Consider the following 20,421-nt stretch of genomic DNA (forward strand, 5'->3'; position numbering starts at 1 on the left):
CCTGTCTTTCTCATATCAGCTACTCATGTCTGGCCAATTTTTCGGACTGTCACCGGCGGCGCGCGGCGGGATCGGTGAGGATTCCGCCGCGCGCCGTCATCCGCTGAGCGGAGTCACTGCGGGGTGGTGTCTAGCCCTCGTAGCCCTTGGCGTAGTCGAGGGCGGCCTCGCGGCCGTGGGGGACGTCGGCGTAGCCGTAGTTCTCCTCGGGCTGCTCGCCGTAGGAGGGCTTGCCGTGATCCATCTCGTGTCCGTGCTGGGGCTTCTCGCCGTGGTGGGGCTTCTCGCCGTGGTGGGGCTTGTGGCCGTGGTGGGGCTTCTCGCCGTGGTGCGGCTTTTCGGGCTTGCCGCCGTGTCCGGACCCGCCGGTGGTGTTTCCGGCGGTGCCGTTCCCGGCCGTGTTGCCCTGCGTGTTCCCGGAGGTGGTGTTCCCCGCGGTGTTGCCCGCGGTGTTCCCGGACGTGTTCCCGGCGATGTTGCCCGAGGTGTCGCCACTCGTGACACTGACGACGGGTCCGCCCAGGAGGCCGCCACTGACCAGGCCGCCCGTGACCAGACCACCCGTGAGGAGACCCCCGCCGGTGGTGCCGGTCGTCGTGCCGCCGGTGGTGGCGGTCGCGCAGTTGTTGAGGAAGATCCTGTTGTTGTCGAGGGTCACGGCGCCGTTGCGGGCCAGGGCCCGGCCCTCGATGTTCGTCCCCGTGGTCACGCTGATCGAGGTGAGGGCCATCAAGGTGCCCACGAACGTGGAGTTGGTGCCGAGGGTGGCCGAACTCCCGATCTGCCAGTACACGTTGCAGGCCGAAGCGCCGTTGGTCAGCAGCACGCGGCTGGACGATGCCGTCGTGAGGGCTTCGGGGATCTGGAAGACCCAGACGGCGTTCGGGTTTCCTCCGGCGTCCAGGATCAGGTCGCCGGTGAGTCCGACGCCGGACGTGGCGGTGTAGACACCGGGAATCAGGGTGGTGCCCGTGGTGATGGCCGCCGGCAGCGCGAAGTCCGTGGCCTGGCCGGCCGCCTGGTTGTAGGCCGTCACCAGGTCGGACTTGGCCTGCAGTGCGACGGCGTCGGCGGCGTGCACCGCGCCGAGCACCTGGCCGGGCGGGAATCCGGTGATGGCCGGGTTCGGGCTCGTGCCGAGGTCGTGGCTGAGCACCGACGGGCCGGTGTTCATGACGCCCTGACCGGCCAGGACGGAGAAACTCGCCGCGGTGGCCAGCGGCACGGGGGTGGCGATGGCCATCGCCTGTGTCGGGGTCAGGGCGACCATCGTGGCGGCAACCGTCGCGGCGAGAGCCGAGGCCAGCAAGCCGGACAAATTGCGGCCGCGAGCCGCGTGGGGGAACTTCAGCTTCATCTAGGGGCCATTTTCTGTGGGGGCCGTGGCGTACCGGGCCCTACCGATCGCCCGGGAAGCCATGTTGCTGGTGTGGCATATTACGCAGGAAAATCAGCCCGGAAGCTATGGAGAGGGTAAGGGAAGTGTTTACCCTTCGGATGGCGCAATGAGCAGTTGAAGAATTCATTTTACATTTCCGATCATCCGACATTTGAGCCGAAAGGATCAGGTGGAATCATCAAAGGCCGGGGGGGCGACTGGATTAGCTTCGACTCTATTCGTTTGTATTGGGGGACGGGAATGGAAGAGGCGTCGGATTGTGGCCTGGTGTCGCGGGGGCCGGTCCGCGGACAGCGGTGAGGTGCCTGCCGCCGATGCGCGTGAGGGTCGAGTGCGGAATTGATCTCTGCTGGAGTGGGCGTTTCCCGCTGGTCCTCGTTCTCTCTGTTCTCCCCGTTGTCCCTGTTCCCTGTTCTCCCCGTTGTTCCCGTTCTCGCCGTTCTTGTCATTCTTGCCGTTCCTGTCGTTCCGGATATCCTCCTGCCGCATTCGCGCGGTGCTGTGAGGGGCGGATGGCGCGGAGGAGAGGGGAGGTCGCGCGCATCCAGACGCCGCGGTGACGCGTCTACTTCGGTATGGATCTGGAAAAGCCGCCCACTGAGCGACCCGTGCCCCGGGGCGAGGGGTGCCTCACCGTCGCCGTCCGGCTGCCGGTACGGATCGTCGTGTTCGTGCTCGTGGTGCCGGTGCGCATGGCGTGGGACGCGCTGGTCGTCTGCGGGCGGTTGCTGCGCGACACCGTGCTGCGGCCGGTGGGCCGGGCGCTGCTGTGGGTGGCGTGGGCGGTGTTCGTGTGGCCCTGGGTGACGCTGTGGCGGTACGTCGTGGTCCCGGTCGGCAGGACGCTGGGCCGGCTCGGGTACGTGCTGCTCGTGGTGCCCGCCGCCTGGCTGTACGACCGGGTGCTCACCCCCCTCGGGCACGCGATCGCCTGGACGGCGCGGGGGACCGGCGCAGCACTGGCCTGGGTGTTCCGGGGCGTTCGCGGCGGGCTCGGCCGGGTGCTGCACGGCATCGGCACCGGGCTCGGCCGGGTGTACGCGTGGCTGCTGGTGCCCGTGGGCCGCGCGCTCGCCCGACTGCTCAAGGGCGTCGGGACCGGGCTCGCGGCTGTCGGACTCGGCGTGTACGGGGCCGTGGCCTGGCTGACGCGATATCTGATCGTCGTACCGGCGCTGTGGTGCTACGAGTGGGTCCTCGCGCCCGCCGGACGGGCCGTCGCGTGGACAGCGCGCGGACTCGGACGACTCGTAGGGATGATCTTCGGCGGGATCGGCACCGGTCTCTACTGGACGCTGCGTGTCCTGCTCGTCCTGCCCGCGGTCGCCGTGTGGCGCTGGATCCTGGTGCCCGTGGGACGCGTCCTCGCCGTCGTCGGCCGGGAGATCGTGGACGCGCTCGGGCACGCCTGGCGGGTGGCCGGGCATCTGTCGCTCGCCGTCGGACGCTTCCTCGCGCGGCTGCTCCGGTTGGCCTTCGTGGAGCCCGTGCGCTGGGCTTACCGGACCGTCCTGACACCGCTCGGGCATGTCGTCCGGGACACGGTCCTGCGGCCCGCGGCCGAGGCCGCCCGCAGTGCGGGCCGGGTCACCCGGCAGATCCTGGACGCCGCCCGCGAGTCCGCGCGGCAGACCCGTGCCGACGTCCGCCGGATCCTGTTCGGCACGCCCCGCGAGCCCGAGCCGCTACGGCCGGCGAAGCCCCGCGGGGAACCGCAGGCCGCCGCTGCACGTACTCTAGGTAGCAGTACGACCGCTCTCACGAAGGACTGAACGACACTGGGCAAGCGACAGCCCGAAGGCCCGCCGCCCGCACCCGCGGTGCAGCGCATCCGACTGCGCTACACCAAGCGCGGCCGCCTCCGGTTCACCAGCCACCGTGACTTCCAGCGCGCCTTCGAGCGTGCGTTGCGCCGTGCCGAGGTGCCGATGGCCTACTCGGCGGGGTTCACACCGCATCCGAAGGTGTCGTACGCCAATGCCGCACCCACCGGCACGGGCAGTGAGGCGGAGTACCTGGAGATCGCGCTCACGGCGGCGCGTGACCCGGAGAAGCTGCGTGAGCTCCTCGACGAGTCGATGCCCGTGGGGCTCGACATCATCGAGGCGGTCGAGGCCCGCACCTCGGGTCTCGCCGACCGGCTCACCGCGTCCGTGTGGGAGCTGCGCCTCGACGGCGTGGCGCCCGAGGACGCGGAGCGCGCGGTCGTCGCCTTCACCGCGGCCGACACTGTGGAGGTCCAGCGCAGGACCAAGAACGGGATGCGCACCTTCGACGCCCGCAGCGCAGTGGCGAGCCTCGAGGCGCACACCGCGCAGGCTGATAGGCCGACGGACCAGCCCTGTGCGATACTGCGGCTGGTTGTTCGGCACGTGACGCCTGCCGTTCGACCCGACGACGTCCTGTCCGGTCTTCGCGCCGTGGCCGACCTGGCGCCGCCGGTCGCCGCAGCGGTGACCAGGCTGGCGCAGGGGCTGTTCGATGAAGAGACCGGCACGGTGACCGACCCGCTCGCGCCCGACCGCGAGGCAGTCACGGCCGCTCCAGCCGATCGCACAGGGGCCGCCACAGCTGCCGCCGCGAAGGCGTCGGCGTAAGGAAGGTCCCGCGTAGGGACGGATGTCGTAGCGCCGCCCTCGTATCCGGGAGCCACCTGGGTCGGGCAGCGCACCCACCAGAAGACTTTCGCCAGGCCGTACGCACACATGGCGTACGGAACCGGCGAGACAGGACACAGAGAGCTCCCGTGCGGCGCCCGCGCCCCGGACGGCGGCACCGCGCATCGCGCGAGCCGCGGACGTCACCGGCACTGCCGGGCCAGGCGCGGCGCCCGGGAGCCTGACGGGAGATCCACCCGCATGCTCGAACCGACCGAACCCACTGAGCCCTCCACGGGCTCCGACACCAACAACACCCCCAGCGACACCCTGCCGCCGCGGCGCCGCCGCCGTGCGGCGTCGCGTCCTGCCGGTCCGCCCACCGGCGCGGCCGAGTCCGCGGCCGTGGCCGAGACCACCGCCCCGGCCATACCGCCGGTGGCATCCGCCGAGGCCGTAGCGGCCGCCGAGGCCGAAGAGGCCGAGGAGACGGTCGAGGAAGCGGTGGCCGAGGCCGCCGTCGCCGACCCGACCCCGGCCGACAGCACCGGCGTCGAGGACCCCGCCGCCGAGGACACCGCTCCGCGGCGTAGCCGCCGCCGTGCCACCCGCCGGGCGTCCGCGCCCGCCGGCGCCCCCGTGACGGCGGAGACCGCCGAGGCCGCGGAGACCGTGGTTCCCGCCCCCGAAACGGAGATCCCTGCCGTAGAGGCCGGGAGCGAGCAGGCCGCCTCCGACGAGGCCGCGCCCGCCGCCCGCCCGCGCCGCCGTGCCACCCGGCGCGCCTCCGCGCCGACCGGCGCGCCCCAGGCCGCCACGAGCGTCGAAGCCGTCGAGACCGTCGCGTCCGCCGACGCCGCGGCAGAGCCGGTGCCCGCCGAGGCCGAGGCGCCCGCCGCCGAGGACGCCGCACCCCGTCGTACCACCCGACGTCGCGCCACCCGGCGCGTCTCCGCACCCGCCGGTGCGCCCGAGGGCGACACCGCCGACGAGCGTGTGGAGGCGCCCGTGTCCAGCGAGACCCAGCCCAGCGAGACGCGCCGGTCCGGCGAGAGCACCGCCGCCCCGGCCGAGGCCGTCGAGCCCGTAGAGACCACGGAGTCCGCCGAGGACGGTGCCCCGCGCCGTGGCCGCCGCCGCGCGACCCGCAAGGCCGCCGTCGGTTTCTCCGCCCCCGCGCCGAAGGAGACCGAGTCCGGCCGTCGCCCCGCGCGTCCGGCCGTCGCCGTCTTCCAGGCGCCCGTGTTCACCGAGCCGATGTTCCAGACGCCGGAGCGGGCCGCGGCCGCGGCTGCCGCCGAAGCGGCGGAGGACGCCGTGGAGGCTCCCGAGGCCGACGAGGTGACCGAGGCCGTCGTCGAGGCTCCCGAGCCCGCCGCGGCCGCTGAGGAGACGACCGGCGGACGCCGGCGCCGTCGCCGCCGGACCGTCGAGGACGAGCCCGTGGCCGCCCCCGTACAGGCCGCCCCCGTCGAGGACACCGACGAGGCGGAGGAGCCCGACGAGTCCGTCGAGGACGCCACCGAGGGCGACGAGTCCGACGAGGAGGAGTCGGCCGGTTCGCGCCGTCGCCGCCGCCGCGGTGGCCGTCGCCGTCGCCGTGGCGAGTCCGCCGACGCGGACGGCGAGTCCGGTGACGACGAGTACGCCGCCGAGCAGGCCGCGCAGGACGCCGAGGACACCGCGGAGCAGACCGCGGAGGACGCCGAGGACGCCGAGGAGGCGGACGAGCGCGAGGAGTCGGGCGGCTCCAGCAGCAGCCGGCGCCGTCGCCGCCGTCGTCGTCGCGCCGGTGACTCCGGCACGGACGCCGACTCCACCGAGAACGACCCCGAGCGCACCGTCGTCAAGGTCCGCGAGCCCCGCGGCAAGAAGGACGACCACCCCAGCGACGAGGTGCAGTCCATCAAGGGCTCCACCCGCCTGGAGGCGAAGAAGCAGCGCCGTCGTGAAGGGCGCGAGCAGGGCCGCCGCCGTGTTCCGATCATCACCGAGGCCGAGTTCCTGGCCCGCCGTGAGGCCGTCGAGCGCGTGATGGTCGTCCGCCAGAGCGGCGAGCGCACCCAGATCGGCGTCCTCGAGGACAACGTGCTCGTCGAGCACTACGTCAACAAGGAGCAGTCGACCTCGTACGTCGGCAACGTCTACCTGGGCAAGGTCCAGAACGTGCTGCCGTCGATGGAGGCCGCCTTCATCGACATCGGCAAGGGCCGCAACGCGGTCCTCTACGCCGGTGAGGTCAACTTCGAGGCGCTCGGCATGGCCAACGGGCCGCGCCGCATCGAATCCGCCCTGAAGTCGGGCCAGTCGGTCCTCGTGCAGGTCACCAAGGACCCGATCGGCCACAAGGGTGCCCGCCTCACCAGCCAGGTCTCCCTGCCCGGCCGCTACCTGGTCTACGTGCCCGAGGGCTCGATGACCGGTATCAGCCGCAAGCTGCCCGACACCGAGCGCGCGCGTCTGAAGACCATCCTCAAGAAGATCGTCCCCGAGGACGCGGGCGTCATCGTGCGCACCGCCGCCGAGGGCGCGAGCGAGGACGAGCTGCGCCGTGACGTGGAGCGTCTGCAGGCGCAGTGGGAGGACATCCAGAAGAAGGCGAAGAGCGGCAACGCCCCGACGCTGCTCTACGGCGAGCCGGACATGACCGTCCGCGTCGTCCGCGACATCTTCAACGAGGACTTCTCCAAGGTCATCGTCAGCGGCGACGAGGCGTGGGAGACCATCCACGGCTACGTCGCGCACGTGGCGCCCGACCTGACCGACCGGCTCTCGAAGTGGACCTCCGAGGTCGACGTCTTCGCGACGTACCGCATCGACGAGCAGCTGATGAAGGCGCTGGACCGCAAGGTCTGGCTGCCCAGCGGCGGTTCGCTGGTGATCGACAAGACCGAGGCGATGGTCGTGGTCGACGTCAACACCGGCAAGTTCACCGGCCAGGGCGGCAACCTCGAAGAGACCGTGACCAGGAACAACCTGGAGGCGGCCGAGGAGATCGTGCGCCAGCTGCGGCTGCGCGACCTGGGCGGCATCGTCGTCATCGACTTCATCGACATGGTCCTGGAGTCCAACCGCGACCTGGTCCTGCGCCGCCTCCTGGAGTGCCTGGGACGCGACCGTACGAAGCACCAGGTGGCCGAGGTGACCTCGCTGGGTCTGGTGCAGATGACCCGTAAGCGGGTCGGACAGGGACTGCTGGAGTCGTTCTCCGAGACCTGCGTCCACTGCAACGGCCGCGGTGTCATCGTGCACATGGAGCAGCCGACGTCCGTCGGGGGCGGCGGCAAGCGCAAGAAGCGCGGCCGTGGCGGCGCCGAGCAGGTGCACGAGCACGACCACGACCACGAGCAGACGTACGAGGCGGCGGAGGAGCCGGAGACGGCCGAGTCCGAGACAGAGGTGGCCGTCGAGACCGCCGCGCAGCCCGTGCCGGAGTTCCAGGCCGACGAGGAGTTCTACAGCAGCGCCGCCGAGGCGGAGGCCGCGGCGTCCCGTGGCCGTTCGCGGCGCCGCGCCACCCGGCGTGCCTCGGCCCCCGCGGGTGCGCCGAAGGCAGATGAGCGCGCGCCCCGGAGCCGACGCGAGGAGCGGGCCGAGCGGGCTTCCCGCGAGGCAGCCGAGGCCGAGCCGGTCGCGGTCGAGGACCCGGTCGTCGAGGCCCCCGTGGCCGAGGCGCCGGTGACGCAGGCCCAGGCCGTCGAGGTGACGGAGGCCGCGCCTGCCCCCGCCGTCGAGGACGAGGCCGCTCCCAAGGGCCGTACACGGCGCCGTGCGACGCGGAAGGTGTCGGCCCCGGCCGGTTCACCGAAGGCGGCGCAGGACACCGTGGTGACGGTCACGGAGCCGGTCGCGGCGCCCGCGCCGGAGACCCCGGCCGAGCAGACCGCCGAAGCGCCGGTCGAGGTGCCCGCCGAGAGCGCGGCTCCGGCCCGCCCGCGTCGGCGCGCCGTCCGCAAGGCCACCGCGCCCACCGCGTCCGAGGAGGCGGCCGTCACGGTCGTCCCGTCGGTGGCGGCGGAGACGCCCGCCGAGCCGGCCACCCAGACCGGGCAGGACCAGGCGGCCGACACGGCGGGCGACGCCGGTGCGGACGCCGAGGCTCCGGCCCCGGCCAAGAAGACGGCCACCCGCAAGACGGCCGCCAAGAAGACGACGGCGAAGAAGACCGTCGCCAAGAAGACCGCGACCGCGGCCAAGAAGACCGTCGCCAAGAAGGCCACCACGGCCAAGAAGGCGACGGCCAAGAAGACGGCCACCAAGTCGACGTCGAAGAAGACCGCGGCGGCCGAGCAGACGCTCCCCTCCGTCACGGCCTCCACCGACGAGGGCTGAGTCCGCCCCGGTGCCCCGGGTCTCCGTCGATCGGCGGAGCCCGGGGCACCGGCGTGACCGGTGGCACATCCACGGGGCCCGACCTGGTTTGACCCTTTCGGTCGTGGCCCCGTAACCTTGACCGTCGGCGTGTTCTTAGACGCGCCGCATCCCGTAAACCTTTTTCCTCCCGGCGCTCTGCGTCCCGGGAGAGGCCGTTCGCTTCTGCGCGTGGCTGGACTGCGGGGTTCCGTTCCGAGCGAGAGAGAGATCCGCGTGTACGCCATCGTGCGCAGCGGTGGTCGCCAGCACAAGGTTGCTGTCGGCGACATCGTTGAGGTTGACAAGATTTCCACTGCCAAGGTTGGCGACACGGTCGAGCTCTCGACCCTGCTCGTTGTCGACGGCGACGCCGTGACCAGCGACCCGTGGGTCCTTGCCGGCATCAAGGTCCAGGCCGAGATCGTGGACCACCACAAGGGCGTCAAGATCGACATCCTTCGCTACAAGAACAAGACCGGTTACCGCCGTCGTCAGGGCCACCGCCAGCAGTACACGGCGATCAAGGTCACTGAGATCCCCGCGGCTGCGAAGTAAGGGACTGAGGAGAGATGGCACACAAGAAGGGCGCATCGTCCACTCGGAACGGTCGCGACTCCAATGCTCAGCGGCTCGGCGTGAAGCGCTTCGGCGGTCAGGTCGTCAACGCCGGTGAGATCCTGGTCCGCCAGCGCGGCACCCACTTCCACCCGGGCAACGGCGTCGGCCGTGGCAAGGACGACACGCTGTTCGCCCTTGACGCCGGTGCGGTGGAGTTCGGTACCCACCGCGGCCGCAAGGTCGTGAACATCGTTCCGGTCGCCTGACCGGTTCTTTCGCGAGGCGGACCTCACTTCCCGTACGGGAAGCGGGTCCGCCTTTCGCATGTTGTCAATGAAATACAGTACGCAAGAAGACATTCCGTACGTACTGACGTAATCGAAGTGCTGGAGGCACCCCCCATGACCACCTTCGTGGACCGCGTCGAGCTGCACGTCGCCGCGGGTAGCGGAGGCCACGGCTGTGCCTCCGTACACCGGGAGAAGTTCAAGCCGCTCGGCGGCCCCGACGGCGGAAACGGCGGCCGCGGCGGTGACGTGATGCTGGTCGTCGACCAGTCCGTCACCACGCTGCTCGACTACCACCACAAGCCGCACCGCAGTGCCACCAACGGCAAGCCCGGCGAGGGCGGCAACCGTTCCGGCAAGGACGGCCAGGACCTGATCCTGCCGGTGCCGGACGGCACCGTCGTCCTGGACAAGGCGGGCAACGTCCTCGCGGACCTCGTCGGCCACGGCACGTCGTACGTCGCCGCCCAGGGTGGCCGCGGCGGCCTCGGCAACGCGGCGCTGGCCTCGGCCCGCCGCAAGGCCCCCGGCTTCGCGCTGCTCGGTGTGCCCGGAGACTTCCAGGACATCGTCCTGGAGCTGAAGACCGTCGCGGACGTGGCGCTGGTCGGCTACCCGAGCGCGGGCAAGTCGTCCCTCATCTCCGTCCTCTCCGCGGCCAAGCCGAAGATCGCGGACTACCCCTTCACGACCCTCGTGCCCAACCTCGGTGTGGTGACGGCGGGCGAGACGGTCTACACGATCGCCGACGTGCCCGGTCTCATCCCCGGCGCCAGCCAGGGCAAGGGCCTCGGCCTCGAGTTCCTGCGCCACGTGGAGCGCTGCAGCGTGCTGGTGCACGTCCTGGACACGGCGACCCTGGAGTCCGAGCGCGACCCGGTCACCGACCTCGACATCATCGAGGAGGAGCTGAAGCAGTACGGCGGTCTCGGCAACCGGCCCCGCATGGTGGTCCTCAACAAGATCGACGTACCGGACGGCAAGGACCTCGCCGAGATGGTCCGCCCCGAACTGGAGGCCCGCGGCTACCGCGTCTTCGAGGTGTCGGCGGTCGCGCACATGGGCCTGAAGGAACTGTCCTTCGCGCTCGCCGAGCTGGTCGGCTCGGCGCGCGCCGCCAAGCCCAAGGAGGAGGCGACCCGGATCGTCATCCGCCCGAAGGCGGTCGACGACGCCGGCTTCACCGTGGTCCAGGAGGAGGACGGCCTCTTCCGCGTGCGCGGCGAGAAGCCCGAACGCTGGGTCCGTCAGACGGACTTCAACAACGACGAGGCCGTGGGCTACCTCGCGGACCGCCTCAACCGCCTCGGCGTCGAGGCGGAGCTGGTGAAGGCGGGCGCCCGCTCGGGCGACGGCGTCGCCATCGGCCCCGAGGAGAACGCGGTCGTCTTCGACTGGGAGCCGACGGTCATGGCCGGCGCCGAGATGCTCGGCCGCCGCGGCGAGGACCACCGCCTCGACACCCCCCGGCCCGCCGCGCAGCGCCGCCGCGACAAGCAGGCGGAGCGGGACGACGCGGACAAGGAGTACGACGACTTCGAGCCGTTCTGAGCCGGGTCGGGCCCCACGGTCCATGGCCGTCCCCGGTGAACGTCGGGGACGGCCATGGCGTGCGGAGGGCGACCGAGCGGGTGGACCGGAAGTCGTAGCGGGCGCGGACGCGGGTGTTCCCGCTCCGCGCCCGACTTCCTTCCGGCCGCCCGGAGTTCAGGTGCCCGTGCGGCCGCCTGGCCCTGGGGTTCAATAACGGGGAGCTCATCAGAACCTGGGAGACGGTCGGACACCCGGTGACGGCCGGCCGGACCCGGTGACGGTCGGACACCGGGAGGCCGCGGGGCACCGGGAGGCCGGCGGACGTCCGGAGACCGGCGATCATCTGGAGCGTGACGGAAACGGAGACACCGTCGGACCCGCCGCGGAGGGGGGAAGCCTTCCCGCCCGCGGCGGGTCGCTCTTTCCTCGCCTATTTGTCATGCCCTTGATGGACTCCGTTCAGCGACCGTGCCGTTGCGCCGTGTGAGCCTTCTGGTGTCCAAGGGGCCACCGAAGCAAGGGAGTTCGCCGATGCCCGGAGCATTCTCACGCGATCGACGCCGGTTTCTCACCGCCGGCGGCGCGGTGCTGGGTGCGGCAGCCACCGCCCAGTTGTGGGTGCCCACCGCCGCCCGCGCGGCCGAAACGCCCCTGCCCGAGGAGGTGTTCACGCTCGGTGTGGCCTCCGGGGACCCGCTGCCCGACGCAGTCGTGATCTGGACCAGACTCGCTCCCGACCCGCTGAACGGGGGCGGCATGCCCGACCGCGCGGTGCCGGTGGAATGGGAGGTCGCCGAGGACGCCCGCTTCAGGAGGCCGGTACGGCGGGGCGTCGCGCAGGCGCTGCCCGCGTACGGGCACAGCGTCCATGTCGACGTACGCGGACTGCGCCCGGACCGCGCCTACTGGTACCGCTTCCGCGCCTCGGGCCGGCTCTCGCCGGTCGGACGCACCCGCACCGCGCCGCACCCGCACAGCCGCGGCGGCTCGCTCCGTGTCGCCCTGGCCTCCTGCCAGAACTGGCAGAACGGCTACTTCACGCCCTACGCCGACATGCTCGGCCAGGACCCCGACTTTGTCCTCTTCGTCGGCGACTACATCTACGAGTCCGCGCCGTCGGCGACGGCTGTGCGCCGGCACGAGGGCGTCGGGGAGCCGTACACCCTCGTCGAGTACCGCAACCGCTACGCGCAGTACCGCACCGACCCGCACCTCGCGGCGATGCACGCGGCCGCGCCCTGGGTGGTCACCTTCGACGACCACGAGGTCGACAACGACTTCGCCGGCGAGGTCCCGCAGGACCCGGCCAAGCAGTCGCACGAGGCCTTCGTGGCCCGGCTGACCGCCGCCTACCAGGCGTACTACGAGCACATGCCGGTCCGGGCGACCGCGGTCCCCGACGGGCCGCACATCCAGATGTACCGGCGGCTCGACTTCGGCCGGCTGGTGCGGCTGAACGTCCTGGACACCCGGCAGTTCCGCAGCGACCAGGCGACCGGCCAGGCGGGCGCCGAGGACCCCTCGACGACCATGCTCGGTGCCACGCAGAAGGAGTGGCTGCTCGACGGCCTGCACCGCTCACCGACCCGCTGGAACCTGATCGCCTCGCAGATCATGATGGCCGAGACCGATCTGCAGGTGGGCCCGGGCAAGCTCTGGTACTACGACGCCTGGGACGGCTACCAGGCCGAACGCAACGCGCTGATGGGCGAGTTCGCGAGCGTGCGCAACCCCGTGGTGCTGACCGGCGACCGCCACCTCACCATGGTCAGCGACCTCAAGGAGGACTTCGCCGACCCGGACTCCGGCGTCGTCGGCGCGGAGTTCGTGGGGACCTCCATCTCCAGCGGCGGCGACCAGGACCAGGCGGCGTTCCACACGGAGTGGGACGCGCGGATGCCGGACAACCCGCACTGGAAGTTCATCGACGCCCACCGTGGCTACCACCTCTTCGACATCCGTCGCGACGGCATCGACGCGACGGTGCGCGCCCCCGGGACGGTGCTGCTGCCGGACGCCGCCTCCAGCACGCTGGCCAGGCTGCGGGTCGAGGCGGGGGAGCCGGGCGTACGCCTGGTCTGACAGCCACGCCCGGCCCGACGGCCCGACGGCCCGACGGCCCGACGGCCCGAACGGAACGCTCCGGCGCTCACGGATCTCCCCGGCCCGCCCCGACCCAGGGCCGGGGGACCATGTGGGCCCGGAGCGTTCTTGCGTATGACTCAGGTAAGAGATTCGACGTCCCCTGAAGCCGTCGCCCGGAAAGGGCGCCCCGCGCCACCGTGCCGCCCCCCCCGTCCCCGCGCCACCCACCCGCGCGCCCGACCGTGCCCCCGGCTGCTGCCGCACATCGGCCCGCACAGCACCCGTCACCCCGTTCCTGCCGGGCCGTCCGGGGCACCCGTCAGGTCCTGGGCCGGCGCGGCGCGGAGCGATTCGGACGCTCCGCGTGCCCGAAGCGGGCGTGACCGTCGGCACAGGAAGCGGACACCGCGTCCGGTGCCGGGCGGGGCCACGGTTCTCCCGGTCCGGAGCGGACGTGAAGGGATCAGGGAAAACGTGTGCACTTACTCACAGCAAATCAGTACAACCCGGACAGGTGTCGGAGAAGTCGCCTGCATGCAAGGTGAATAACCGGTTGCGCGCACATATGCGGCAGAGGTCGCTCACCTTGCACCGCAGTAACCGTAAGTGGGACCATCCGAATGTTCCCTGTCGCCCCAAGGTAGGTCACCTGTGTCTGAGCACATTGCCAAGCCCCGTACCACCGCAGTGATCCTGGCCGGCGGCACCGGTCAGCGCGTGGGTCTGTCGATTCCGAAGCAACTGCTGAAGATCGCCGGCAAGGCGGTCATCGAGCACACGCTGACCACCTTCGAGCAGGCCGACTCGATCGACGACATCATCGTGCTGATGGCTCCGGGCTATGTCCCGGACGTCGAGAAGATCGTCGCGAAGGCGGGGCTGAAGAAGGTCACCAAGGTGATCGAGGGCGGCTCGACGCGGAACGAGACGACCGAGCGCGCCATCGCCGCCCTCGGTGAGGGCCTGGCCGAAGGCGAGGACGCGAACGTCCTGTTCCACGACGCCGTACGCCCGCTGCTGTCGGAGCGCGTGATCGACGACTGCGTGACCGCGCTGGAGCGCTTCCAGGCCGTGGACGTCGCCATCCCGTCCGCGGACACGATCATCGTGACCCGCACCCACGGCGAGGACGGCGAGTTCATCACCGAGATCCCGGACCGCTCCCGGCTGCGCCGCGGCCAGACGCCCCAGGCGTTCAAGCTGTCCACGATCCGCCGCGCCTACGAGGTCGCGGCCGGTGACCCCAACTTCCAGGCCACCGACGACTGCTCGGTCGTGCTCAAGTACCTGCCGGACGTGCCGATCCACGTCGTCGCGGGTGACGAGTACAACATGAAGGTCACCCAGCCCGTCGACGTCTTCATCGCCGACAAGCTCTTCCAGCTCGCCTCCACCGCCGCGCCCGAACAGGCCGACGAGGCCGCCTACCGCGAGCTGCTCACCGGCAAGACCGTGGTGGTCTTCGGCGGTTCCTACGGCATCGGCAAGGACATAGCCGAGCTGGCCGAGGGCTACGGCGCGAACACGTACGCGCTCGGCCGCTCGACCACCGGCACGCACGTCGAGAACCCGGAGGAGGTCGACGACGCGCTGTCCACGGCCTACGCGCAGACCGGGCGCATCGACTACGTGATCAACACCGCCGGCGTGCTGCGCATCGGCAAGCTCGCCGAGACGGACAACGCGACCATCGAGGAAGCGCTGAAGGTCAACTACCTTGCGCCGGTGCAGATCGCCCGCTCCTCGTACAAGTACCTGGCCGAGACCAAGGGCCAGCTGCTGCTCTACACCTCCAGCAGCTACACCCGCGGCCGCGCCGAGTACAGCCTCTACTCCTCCACCAAGGCCGCCATGGTGAACCTCACCCAGGCGCTGTCCGACGAGTGGGCCGGCGACGGCATCCGCGTCAACTGCATCAACCCCGAGCGCACCGCGACCCCGATGCGGACCAAGGCCTTCGGCCAGGAGCCCACGGGCTCGCTGCTCTCCTCCGAGGCCGTGGCGCGCACCTCGCTCGACGTCCTCGTCTCCGAACTGACCGGTCACGTCATCGACGTGCGCCAGCAGGATCCGACGGCGGGCGCCGGCCAGGCCTCCGGCTTCGAGGCGGCGCTGGCCAGCGTGCTGGACCGGCAGGACGGCGTGGCATAATCAATCTCAATATCTTCCGGTAATTCAGGCCTCTGTGGCCGCGTGTTCGCGGCGCATTCACAGAGGCCTGAATCCGTAAATTTCCCAGAACGTTCACAAAACCGCTTCAGTACTTTTCAGTACCAAGCGCATTTTCCGTACCAAACCGGCACTCCCCTCCAAGAGCAGGTTTATCCGTGATTTCCACCGCTATACGCGTTGCCCGGGTGGGCAGTGCCGCCGAGCTGGCTGCGGCGGCCCTCATGATGCTGGGCTTTCCCTGCCTGATGCTCGCGGCGCTCCTCCCGAACGTCGGTGCCTTCGCCGCCGCGGCCGCCGTGACGTACCTGGCGGACCACTATCTGCACCGGCGTGGCAGCTATCTGGTCAACCGTCTCAGCAAGGTGCGCGCCGGTCTGTCCATCAGATTCCTGGTACGGCAGCTGCTGCTGGTGCTCCTCCTGGCGCGTATCGACCTGTCCGGCAGCATGGTCTTCTACGCGGCGATCGCGTGCTTCCTCGCCTTCTACGGCTTCCAGGCCCCGCACAGCGCGCTGGTCACGCTGATCCGGCTGCGCCGCAAGATGCCCGTCGCCACCCGCAACGTCGACCTGGCCTCCCGCGTCCGCATCCCCGACGCGCCGCCGCGCCGCCTGCTGAACCGGGCCGCGGAGAAGATGCTCCACCTCGACCTGGTGGCGGTCGTCGGTGTGCTCGTCACCGCGGCCACCGGCGACGACGTGTACGGCTTCGCGGGCATCGCGGTCTCGCTGGGGCTCGCGTTCCTCTACGTCGTCGCGCTCGTCCCGTACATCCGCGCCAGGAAGACCCCGCCGAACGCGGAGAAGGTCCTCGCCGCGGTCGACGGCTGGCTGCGCGAGTACCGCCCGGAGACGGTGCTGTACTTCTCGGGCTCCAAGGACTCCGCGTACCAGGTCAACATGTGGCTGGAGACGATGGAGCAGCTGGACACCCGGCCGCTGATCATCCTGCGCGAGCGGGCCGTCCTGGACCGCATGGCGCCCACCACGGTGCCGGTCATCTGCGTGCCCGGAGGGGTGCACCTGATGAACATGGACCTGTCCACGGTGCGGGTCGCGCTGTACGCGGCGAACGTCGGCAAGAACATCCACCTGCTGCGCGTCCCCACCATGAAGCACGTCTTCATCGGGCACGGCGACAGCGACAAGCTCGCCAGCGTCAACCCGTTCAGCAAGGCCTACGACGAGGTGTGGACCGCCGGCCGCGCGGGCCGCGACCGCTACGCCATCGCCGATGTCGGCGTCCGTGACGACGACATCGCCGAGGTCGGCCGCCCGCAGCTCGCACCGATCCGGACCTCGCAGGGCACGGCGGAGGGACTTTCCGGCGCGGCAGCCGACGGACGCTGCCCGACGATCCTGTACGCCCCCACCTGGGAGGGCTGGGACGACAACCCGGGCAACACCTCGATCCTGCTGGCGGGCGAGAACATCGTCCGTCGTCTGGTGCAGGCCGATCCGCCCGTCCGCGTCCTCTACAAGCCGCACCCGTTCACCGGCACCCGCAGCGCGCGGGCCAAGGCCGCGCACGAGAGGATCGTCGCGCTGGTCGAGAAGGCGGCCACGGAACGCGCCGCCGACCCCCGCTTCACCGGCGACCCGGCGGCCCGGAACGCGGCCGTCGCCGAGCTGGCCCGGATCGCGGCCCGTATCGAGCAGCTGACCGGTGTCACCGAGAGCGGCGACGAGGCCGAGGCCACCCGTGACGGCATGGTCGACACCGCGGCGCACGCCGAGGTCGCCCGGCTGCGCGCCGAGTGGAACGACGCCTACTGGCGCTCCTTCGGCAGCGCCGAGCACCGGGTGATCACCGGCGCCGAACCCCGCCTGTACGACTGCTTCAACGTCTCCGACGCGATGGTCTCGGACATATCCAGCGTGGTCTCCGACTTCATCGCGAGCGGCAAGCCGTACGCGGTCACGGACTCCGCCGAGCTGGGCGTCGAGGAGTTCAAGCGGCAGAACACCGCGGTGCGCGCCGCCGTGATCCTCTCCAACTCGGCCGCCGAACTGGACGAACTGCTCGCCGGGGTCGTCGACCCGTCGGCGGACACGCTGGCCGCCGACCGCGGGGAGCTGAAGCGGTATCTGCTGGGTCCCGACGAGCCGTCGTCGATCGAGCAGTTCAACGGCGCGGTGCGCGAGCTGGCGAAGAAGTCCCGGGTGCGCAACCAGGGCCAGGAAGCCGGGGCGTCCGCCGCGGCGGAGCCGGCGGGCGCGGTGCCCGGTCAGCGGACCGCCACCGCGGGCGAGACGGGCGGTGCGGCGGTCAAGGGGTGATCCCCCCGCCGCCGGCCCGCCGCCGGTCGCCCACGCGCGTGTGACAGAGCCCGGCTCCGAGGTACACCTCGGAGCCGGGCCTGTTTCTGTGAAGCGCGTCACACATGAGGGCTCGTCAGGCAACCGAATCCCGCTCTCGCCCGTCTACTAAGTAGTCCTTGCGGTGATACGGGGGGAAATTTCTGATGACGATGGGGAAACGTGACAGTGACGCAGCCTGATGTGAGCGTGATCATCGGGGCGTACGAGGCCATGCCGTACCTGGTCAAGTGCCTGCAGTCGGTGGAGGACCAGACGCTCGGTCCCGACCGGATCGAGATCATCGCGGTCGACGACGGTTCGATGGACGGCACGGGGGAGCACCTGGAGGAGTTCGCCGAGCGGGCGGCCATGGCGGTCACCGTGATCCGGCAGGCCAACTCGGGCGGCCCCAGCGGTCCGCGCAACGTCGGCCTCGACAAGGCCCGCGGACGCTACGTCTTCTTCCTCGACGCCGACGACCACCTGGGCCCGGAGGCCCTGGAGCGCATGGTCGCCATGGCCGACGCGCAGGGCACGGACGTCGTGCTCGGCAAGGTCATCGGAGTCAACCGCACCGCCCCGAAGTCGATGTGGGGCAAGACCCTGCCCCGCACGGACGTGTTCTCCTCGCAGATCAAGTTCACGCTCAGCGCGCAGAAGCTCTTCCGACGCGAGCTGCTCACCCGGTACGACATGCACTTCGACGAGTCGCTGAAGACCGGCGAGGACGCGCTGTTCACCATGGAGGCCTACCTCCGCGCCGACGGTGTCTCGGTGATCGCCGACTACGACTGCTACTACCTGGTCGGCCGCGAGGACGGCAAGCACGTGACCAAGAGCGGCAGTTACCGGCTGCGCTTCGACTCCGCCCGGGCCCTGATGGGACTGATCGCCGAGCACGTGCCCGCGGGCAAGCGCCGCGACGGCCTGATGGTCCGGCCCTTCCTCATCACCCTGCTCCCGCAGTTCGGTCCCGTCTTCCTCAGGGACGACGAGGAGGTCAGACGCGACAAGCTCGCACTGGCCAAGCCGCTGATCGACGCGTACTGGACCGAGGGCGTCGCCGACCGCCTCAAGGTGGCCGAGCGGCTGCGGGTGAACCTGGCCGGGCTGGGCCGGGCCGACCTCCTGGTCGACCTGCTGGTGTTCCTCAAGAAGAAGACGGCGCCCACGCTCCACGTGGACCCGCGCAGCCGCAAGGCCTATCTCGGCTACCCGCACTTCCGTGACAAGGAGGCGCCCGTTCCGGACAGCTGGTTCGTCCCGACCAGCCGCGAGACGGTCACCATCGAGAGCTTCAAGTTCGCGCCCGCCGCCCACTTCCCCGGTATGCGCACCGCCCGCCGGGTGGCCCGCCGGGTGCTGGGACCCCGCCGCGCGGAGGGATGACGCGAAACGCCCGTTCCGGCGCCCTGGGGGCGTACGGAACGGGCGTCGGCGGGGCGCGTACCGGGGGAGCGGGGGCCCGGCGGGAGCGGATGGCCGCTACTGCCGGCCCGACTGCAGGGCCTTGCGCAGCGGGCGCCCCACCGCGCGGCGCGCCATGCGGTAGACGGAGCGCTGCGGGACGACGGCCCGCGTCAGGGCCTTCGGGCCCCCCTTGCGGGCCCGGTCGAGGTCACGCTTCAGCTTGGCGTTGTCCGTGGACAACTCGCTGATACGGGTCTGCAGCCAGCCGAACCGGGTGGTGAGCGAGGCCACGTCGGCGTCGTTCCAGGGCCGGACGCCGGCCGGGAAGGTGAGCGAGGCCATGCGCCGGTCGTAGGCGGCGCCGCCGTCGCCGTGCGTGAAGGTGTTCCGCAGGCCGTTGCGGTCGAGGAAGCCCGTGAACCGCTCGAAGCGCTCCTGGTGGCCGCCCGTCAGCGCGCCGAAGTCCGCCTCCGCGTACAGCTCGGCCGGGTCGAGGTCCCGCGGCAGCGTGTTGATCCTGCGGTGCGGGATGTCGAAGTAGCGGCACAGTTCCAGGGTGCGCGAGTCGCCGCACAGCACGGTCGCGGGCGTGCCCGCGAGGAGCGCCGCGATGTTGCCGTGGATGCGGGAGCCGAACGAGAAGTCGAAGTCCCGCAGGTCGTCGATCCAGGTGACGGGGTCGATGTAGACGCGGACCTTGTCCTCGCGGTACATCGGGTGGTCCGGGTGCGTGGGCATCGCGGTGACGGAGCCGTTCGGGTCCGACAGGTCGCGCCAGTGCAGCTGGCGGGCGTCACTCAGGTTCTGTCCGATGAAGCGCAGATACGGGTAGCGCGTGTGCGCCCGGCGGATCACCCGGTCCAGGCCCTGGGACTTCACCGCGCTGTGCGAACCGTTGACCGCGATCCGGGACTCGGGACCGAGCGCGGGAGCCCTCCTGCGGACGTCGAGGTCCTTGCCGTACATGAACATGGACGGGCAGCCGATGACCTCGACATCGCGGAAGCCCATGTCCTTCAGATAGCGCTCGGTGAACTCGCCGCGCACCCCGATGGACGCGCTGCGGTCCAGAACCGCGGCGACGAACTCCCGTACGGCCGGCTCCATGGGCTTCAGCCGGGCCGGGTTGTAGTCCAGGCCGGTCTGCGCGCCGATCCCCGGCACGACCACGGGGATCCGCAACTTGCCGATGAGCTGCGTCAGGCGCCTGAGCTGGGGTTCGAACGAGGGCCGGAAGGCGTTGGCCAGGGGGACGACGAACGCGTCGTACTCCTCGTTGATCCTGCCCGCGGCCGCGACGTCGGTACGGATGCCGTTCGACACGACCTCCGTGTCCGGGGTCTCGAGGATCTTGTGCGCGGCGTCGCTGAAGATCAGGTTGCCCGAGTTGGTGGCGAAGACGTCCTGGTGGAGGGCCTGTTCCACGGGAACGGCGTCATACGGGCTTTTCCCTGATCTCAGGAGTATGCGCTTCACTGGATGAACATTAGGTGCCACAACGTTCAACTTATCTTTGCACCTTCTTTAAGTTCCATGAGGAACGCGTACAACCTTTTCTGCATGCGCGAGCCGTGAGCGGCCGACTACGCGGAGGCGTCCGCCAGCTGGACCGGGAGGCGTCGGCCCGGCCCCTTCGCGTAGATTGCCGGGCGGGACGACCGGACGGACGAGGGGACACACCGCAGGTGGCAGGGCAGGCGGAAGGGAACGCGGCAGGGAACGGTGCA

The 20,421-nt window shown here is 70.8% G+C and carries 12 protein-coding genes; 10 read left to right on the top strand and 2 right to left on the bottom strand.

The genetic code is table 11. The features are described from left to right. Positions 1-130: 130 nt before the first annotated feature. Positions 131-1,357: an ice-binding family protein gene (locus tag OG199_RS27490; RefSeq protein WP_405831741.1), complete on the bottom strand. Its 1,227-nt coding sequence runs from the start codon at positions 1,355-1,357 to the stop codon at positions 131-133. A 617-nt stretch (positions 1,358-1,974) separates the two neighbouring features. Between OG199_RS27490 and OG199_RS27495 the strand changes: the two genes are divergently transcribed. The 10 genes from OG199_RS27495 to OG199_RS27540 all read left to right on the top strand — a co-directional run bounded on the left by OG199_RS27495 (position 1,975) and on the right by OG199_RS27540 (position 18,673). Next, positions 1,975-3,171, top strand: coding sequence for a hypothetical protein (locus OG199_RS27495; protein ID WP_405831743.1), 1,197 nt, complete (start codon positions 1,975-1,977; stop codon positions 3,169-3,171). Positions 3,172-3,219: 48 nt separating this feature from the next. After that, a complete protein-coding gene (locus OG199_RS27500; protein WP_356808726.1) occupies positions 3,220-3,996 on the top strand; it encodes a TIGR03936 family radical SAM-associated protein in 777 nt (258 codons plus the stop codon). 261 nt (positions 3,997-4,257) lie between these two features. Beyond that, positions 4,258-8,328 (top strand): Rne/Rng family ribonuclease, encoded by a 4,071-nt coding sequence (locus OG199_RS27505; RefSeq protein WP_405831745.1) that lies wholly within the window; start codon positions 4,258-4,260, stop codon positions 8,326-8,328. 255 nt (positions 8,329-8,583) lie between these two features. After that, positions 8,584-8,904: a 50S ribosomal protein L21 gene (gene rplU, locus OG199_RS27510; RefSeq protein WP_006374708.1), complete on the top strand. Its 321-nt coding sequence runs from the start codon at positions 8,584-8,586 to the stop codon at positions 8,902-8,904. A gap of 14 nt (positions 8,905-8,918) precedes the next feature. Then, positions 8,919-9,173, top strand: a complete 255-nt coding sequence (rpmA, locus tag OG199_RS27515) for a 50S ribosomal protein L27 (protein WP_028802588.1) — start codon at positions 8,919-8,921, stop codon at positions 9,171-9,173. A gap of 135 nt (positions 9,174-9,308) precedes the next feature. Then, positions 9,309-10,745: a GTPase ObgE gene (obgE, locus tag OG199_RS27520; protein ID WP_266699149.1), complete on the top strand. Its 1,437-nt coding sequence runs from the start codon at positions 9,309-9,311 to the stop codon at positions 10,743-10,745. 513 nt (positions 10,746-11,258) lie between these two features. Beyond that, positions 11,259-12,809 carry an alkaline phosphatase D family protein gene (locus OG199_RS27525; protein ID WP_405831747.1) on the top strand — a complete coding sequence of 517 codons (1,551 nt, stop codon included), beginning with the start codon at positions 11,259-11,261 and terminating at the stop codon, positions 12,807-12,809. Between the two features lie 654 nt (positions 12,810-13,463). Beyond that, positions 13,464-14,963, top strand: coding sequence for a bifunctional cytidylyltransferase/SDR family oxidoreductase (locus tag OG199_RS27530; RefSeq protein ID WP_351722562.1), 1,500 nt, complete (start codon positions 13,464-13,466; stop codon positions 14,961-14,963). 206 nt (positions 14,964-15,169) lie between these two features. After that, on the top strand, positions 15,170-17,263 hold the full coding sequence (locus OG199_RS27535) for a hypothetical protein (protein ID WP_405834687.1): 2,094 nt from the start codon (positions 15,170-15,172) through the stop codon (positions 17,261-17,263). Positions 17,264-17,464: 201 nt separating this feature from the next. Further along, entirely contained in the window at positions 17,465-18,673 is a 1,209-nt protein-coding gene (locus tag OG199_RS27540; protein ID WP_405831749.1) for a glycosyltransferase family 2 protein, read from the top strand. Positions 18,674-18,769: 96 nt separating this feature from the next. On the opposite strand, the gene OG199_RS27545 is transcribed toward OG199_RS27540, so the two are convergent. After that, positions 18,770-20,170, bottom strand: a complete 1,401-nt coding sequence (locus OG199_RS27545) for a polysaccharide pyruvyl transferase family protein (RefSeq protein WP_356806838.1) — start codon at positions 20,168-20,170, stop codon at positions 18,770-18,772. Positions 20,171-20,421: the final 251 nt, after the last annotated feature.

Origin of the sequence: Streptomyces sp. NBC_01176, assembly GCF_045039825.1 — a bacterium.
Lineage (GTDB): Bacteria > Actinomycetota > Actinomycetes > Streptomycetales > Streptomycetaceae > Streptomyces.

Coding starts and splice junctions, on each gene's coding strand:
- OG199_RS27505 (WP_405831745.1), top strand. CDS start 4,258: ATGCTCGAACCGACCGAACCCACTGAGCCCTCCACGGGCTCCGACACC.
- obgE (WP_266699149.1), top strand. CDS start 9,309: ATGACCACCTTCGTGGACCGCGTCGAGCTGCACGTCGCCGCGGGTAGC.
- OG199_RS27490 (WP_405831741.1), bottom strand. CDS start 1,357: ATGAAGCTGAAGTTCCCCCACGCGGCTCGCGGCCGCAATTTGTCCGGC.
- OG199_RS27525 (WP_405831747.1), top strand. CDS start 11,259: ATGCCCGGAGCATTCTCACGCGATCGACGCCGGTTTCTCACCGCCGGC.
- OG199_RS27495 (WP_405831743.1), top strand. CDS start 1,975: ATGGATCTGGAAAAGCCGCCCACTGAGCGACCCGTGCCCCGGGGCGAG.
- rpmA (WP_028802588.1), top strand. CDS start 8,919: ATGGCACACAAGAAGGGCGCATCGTCCACTCGGAACGGTCGCGACTCC.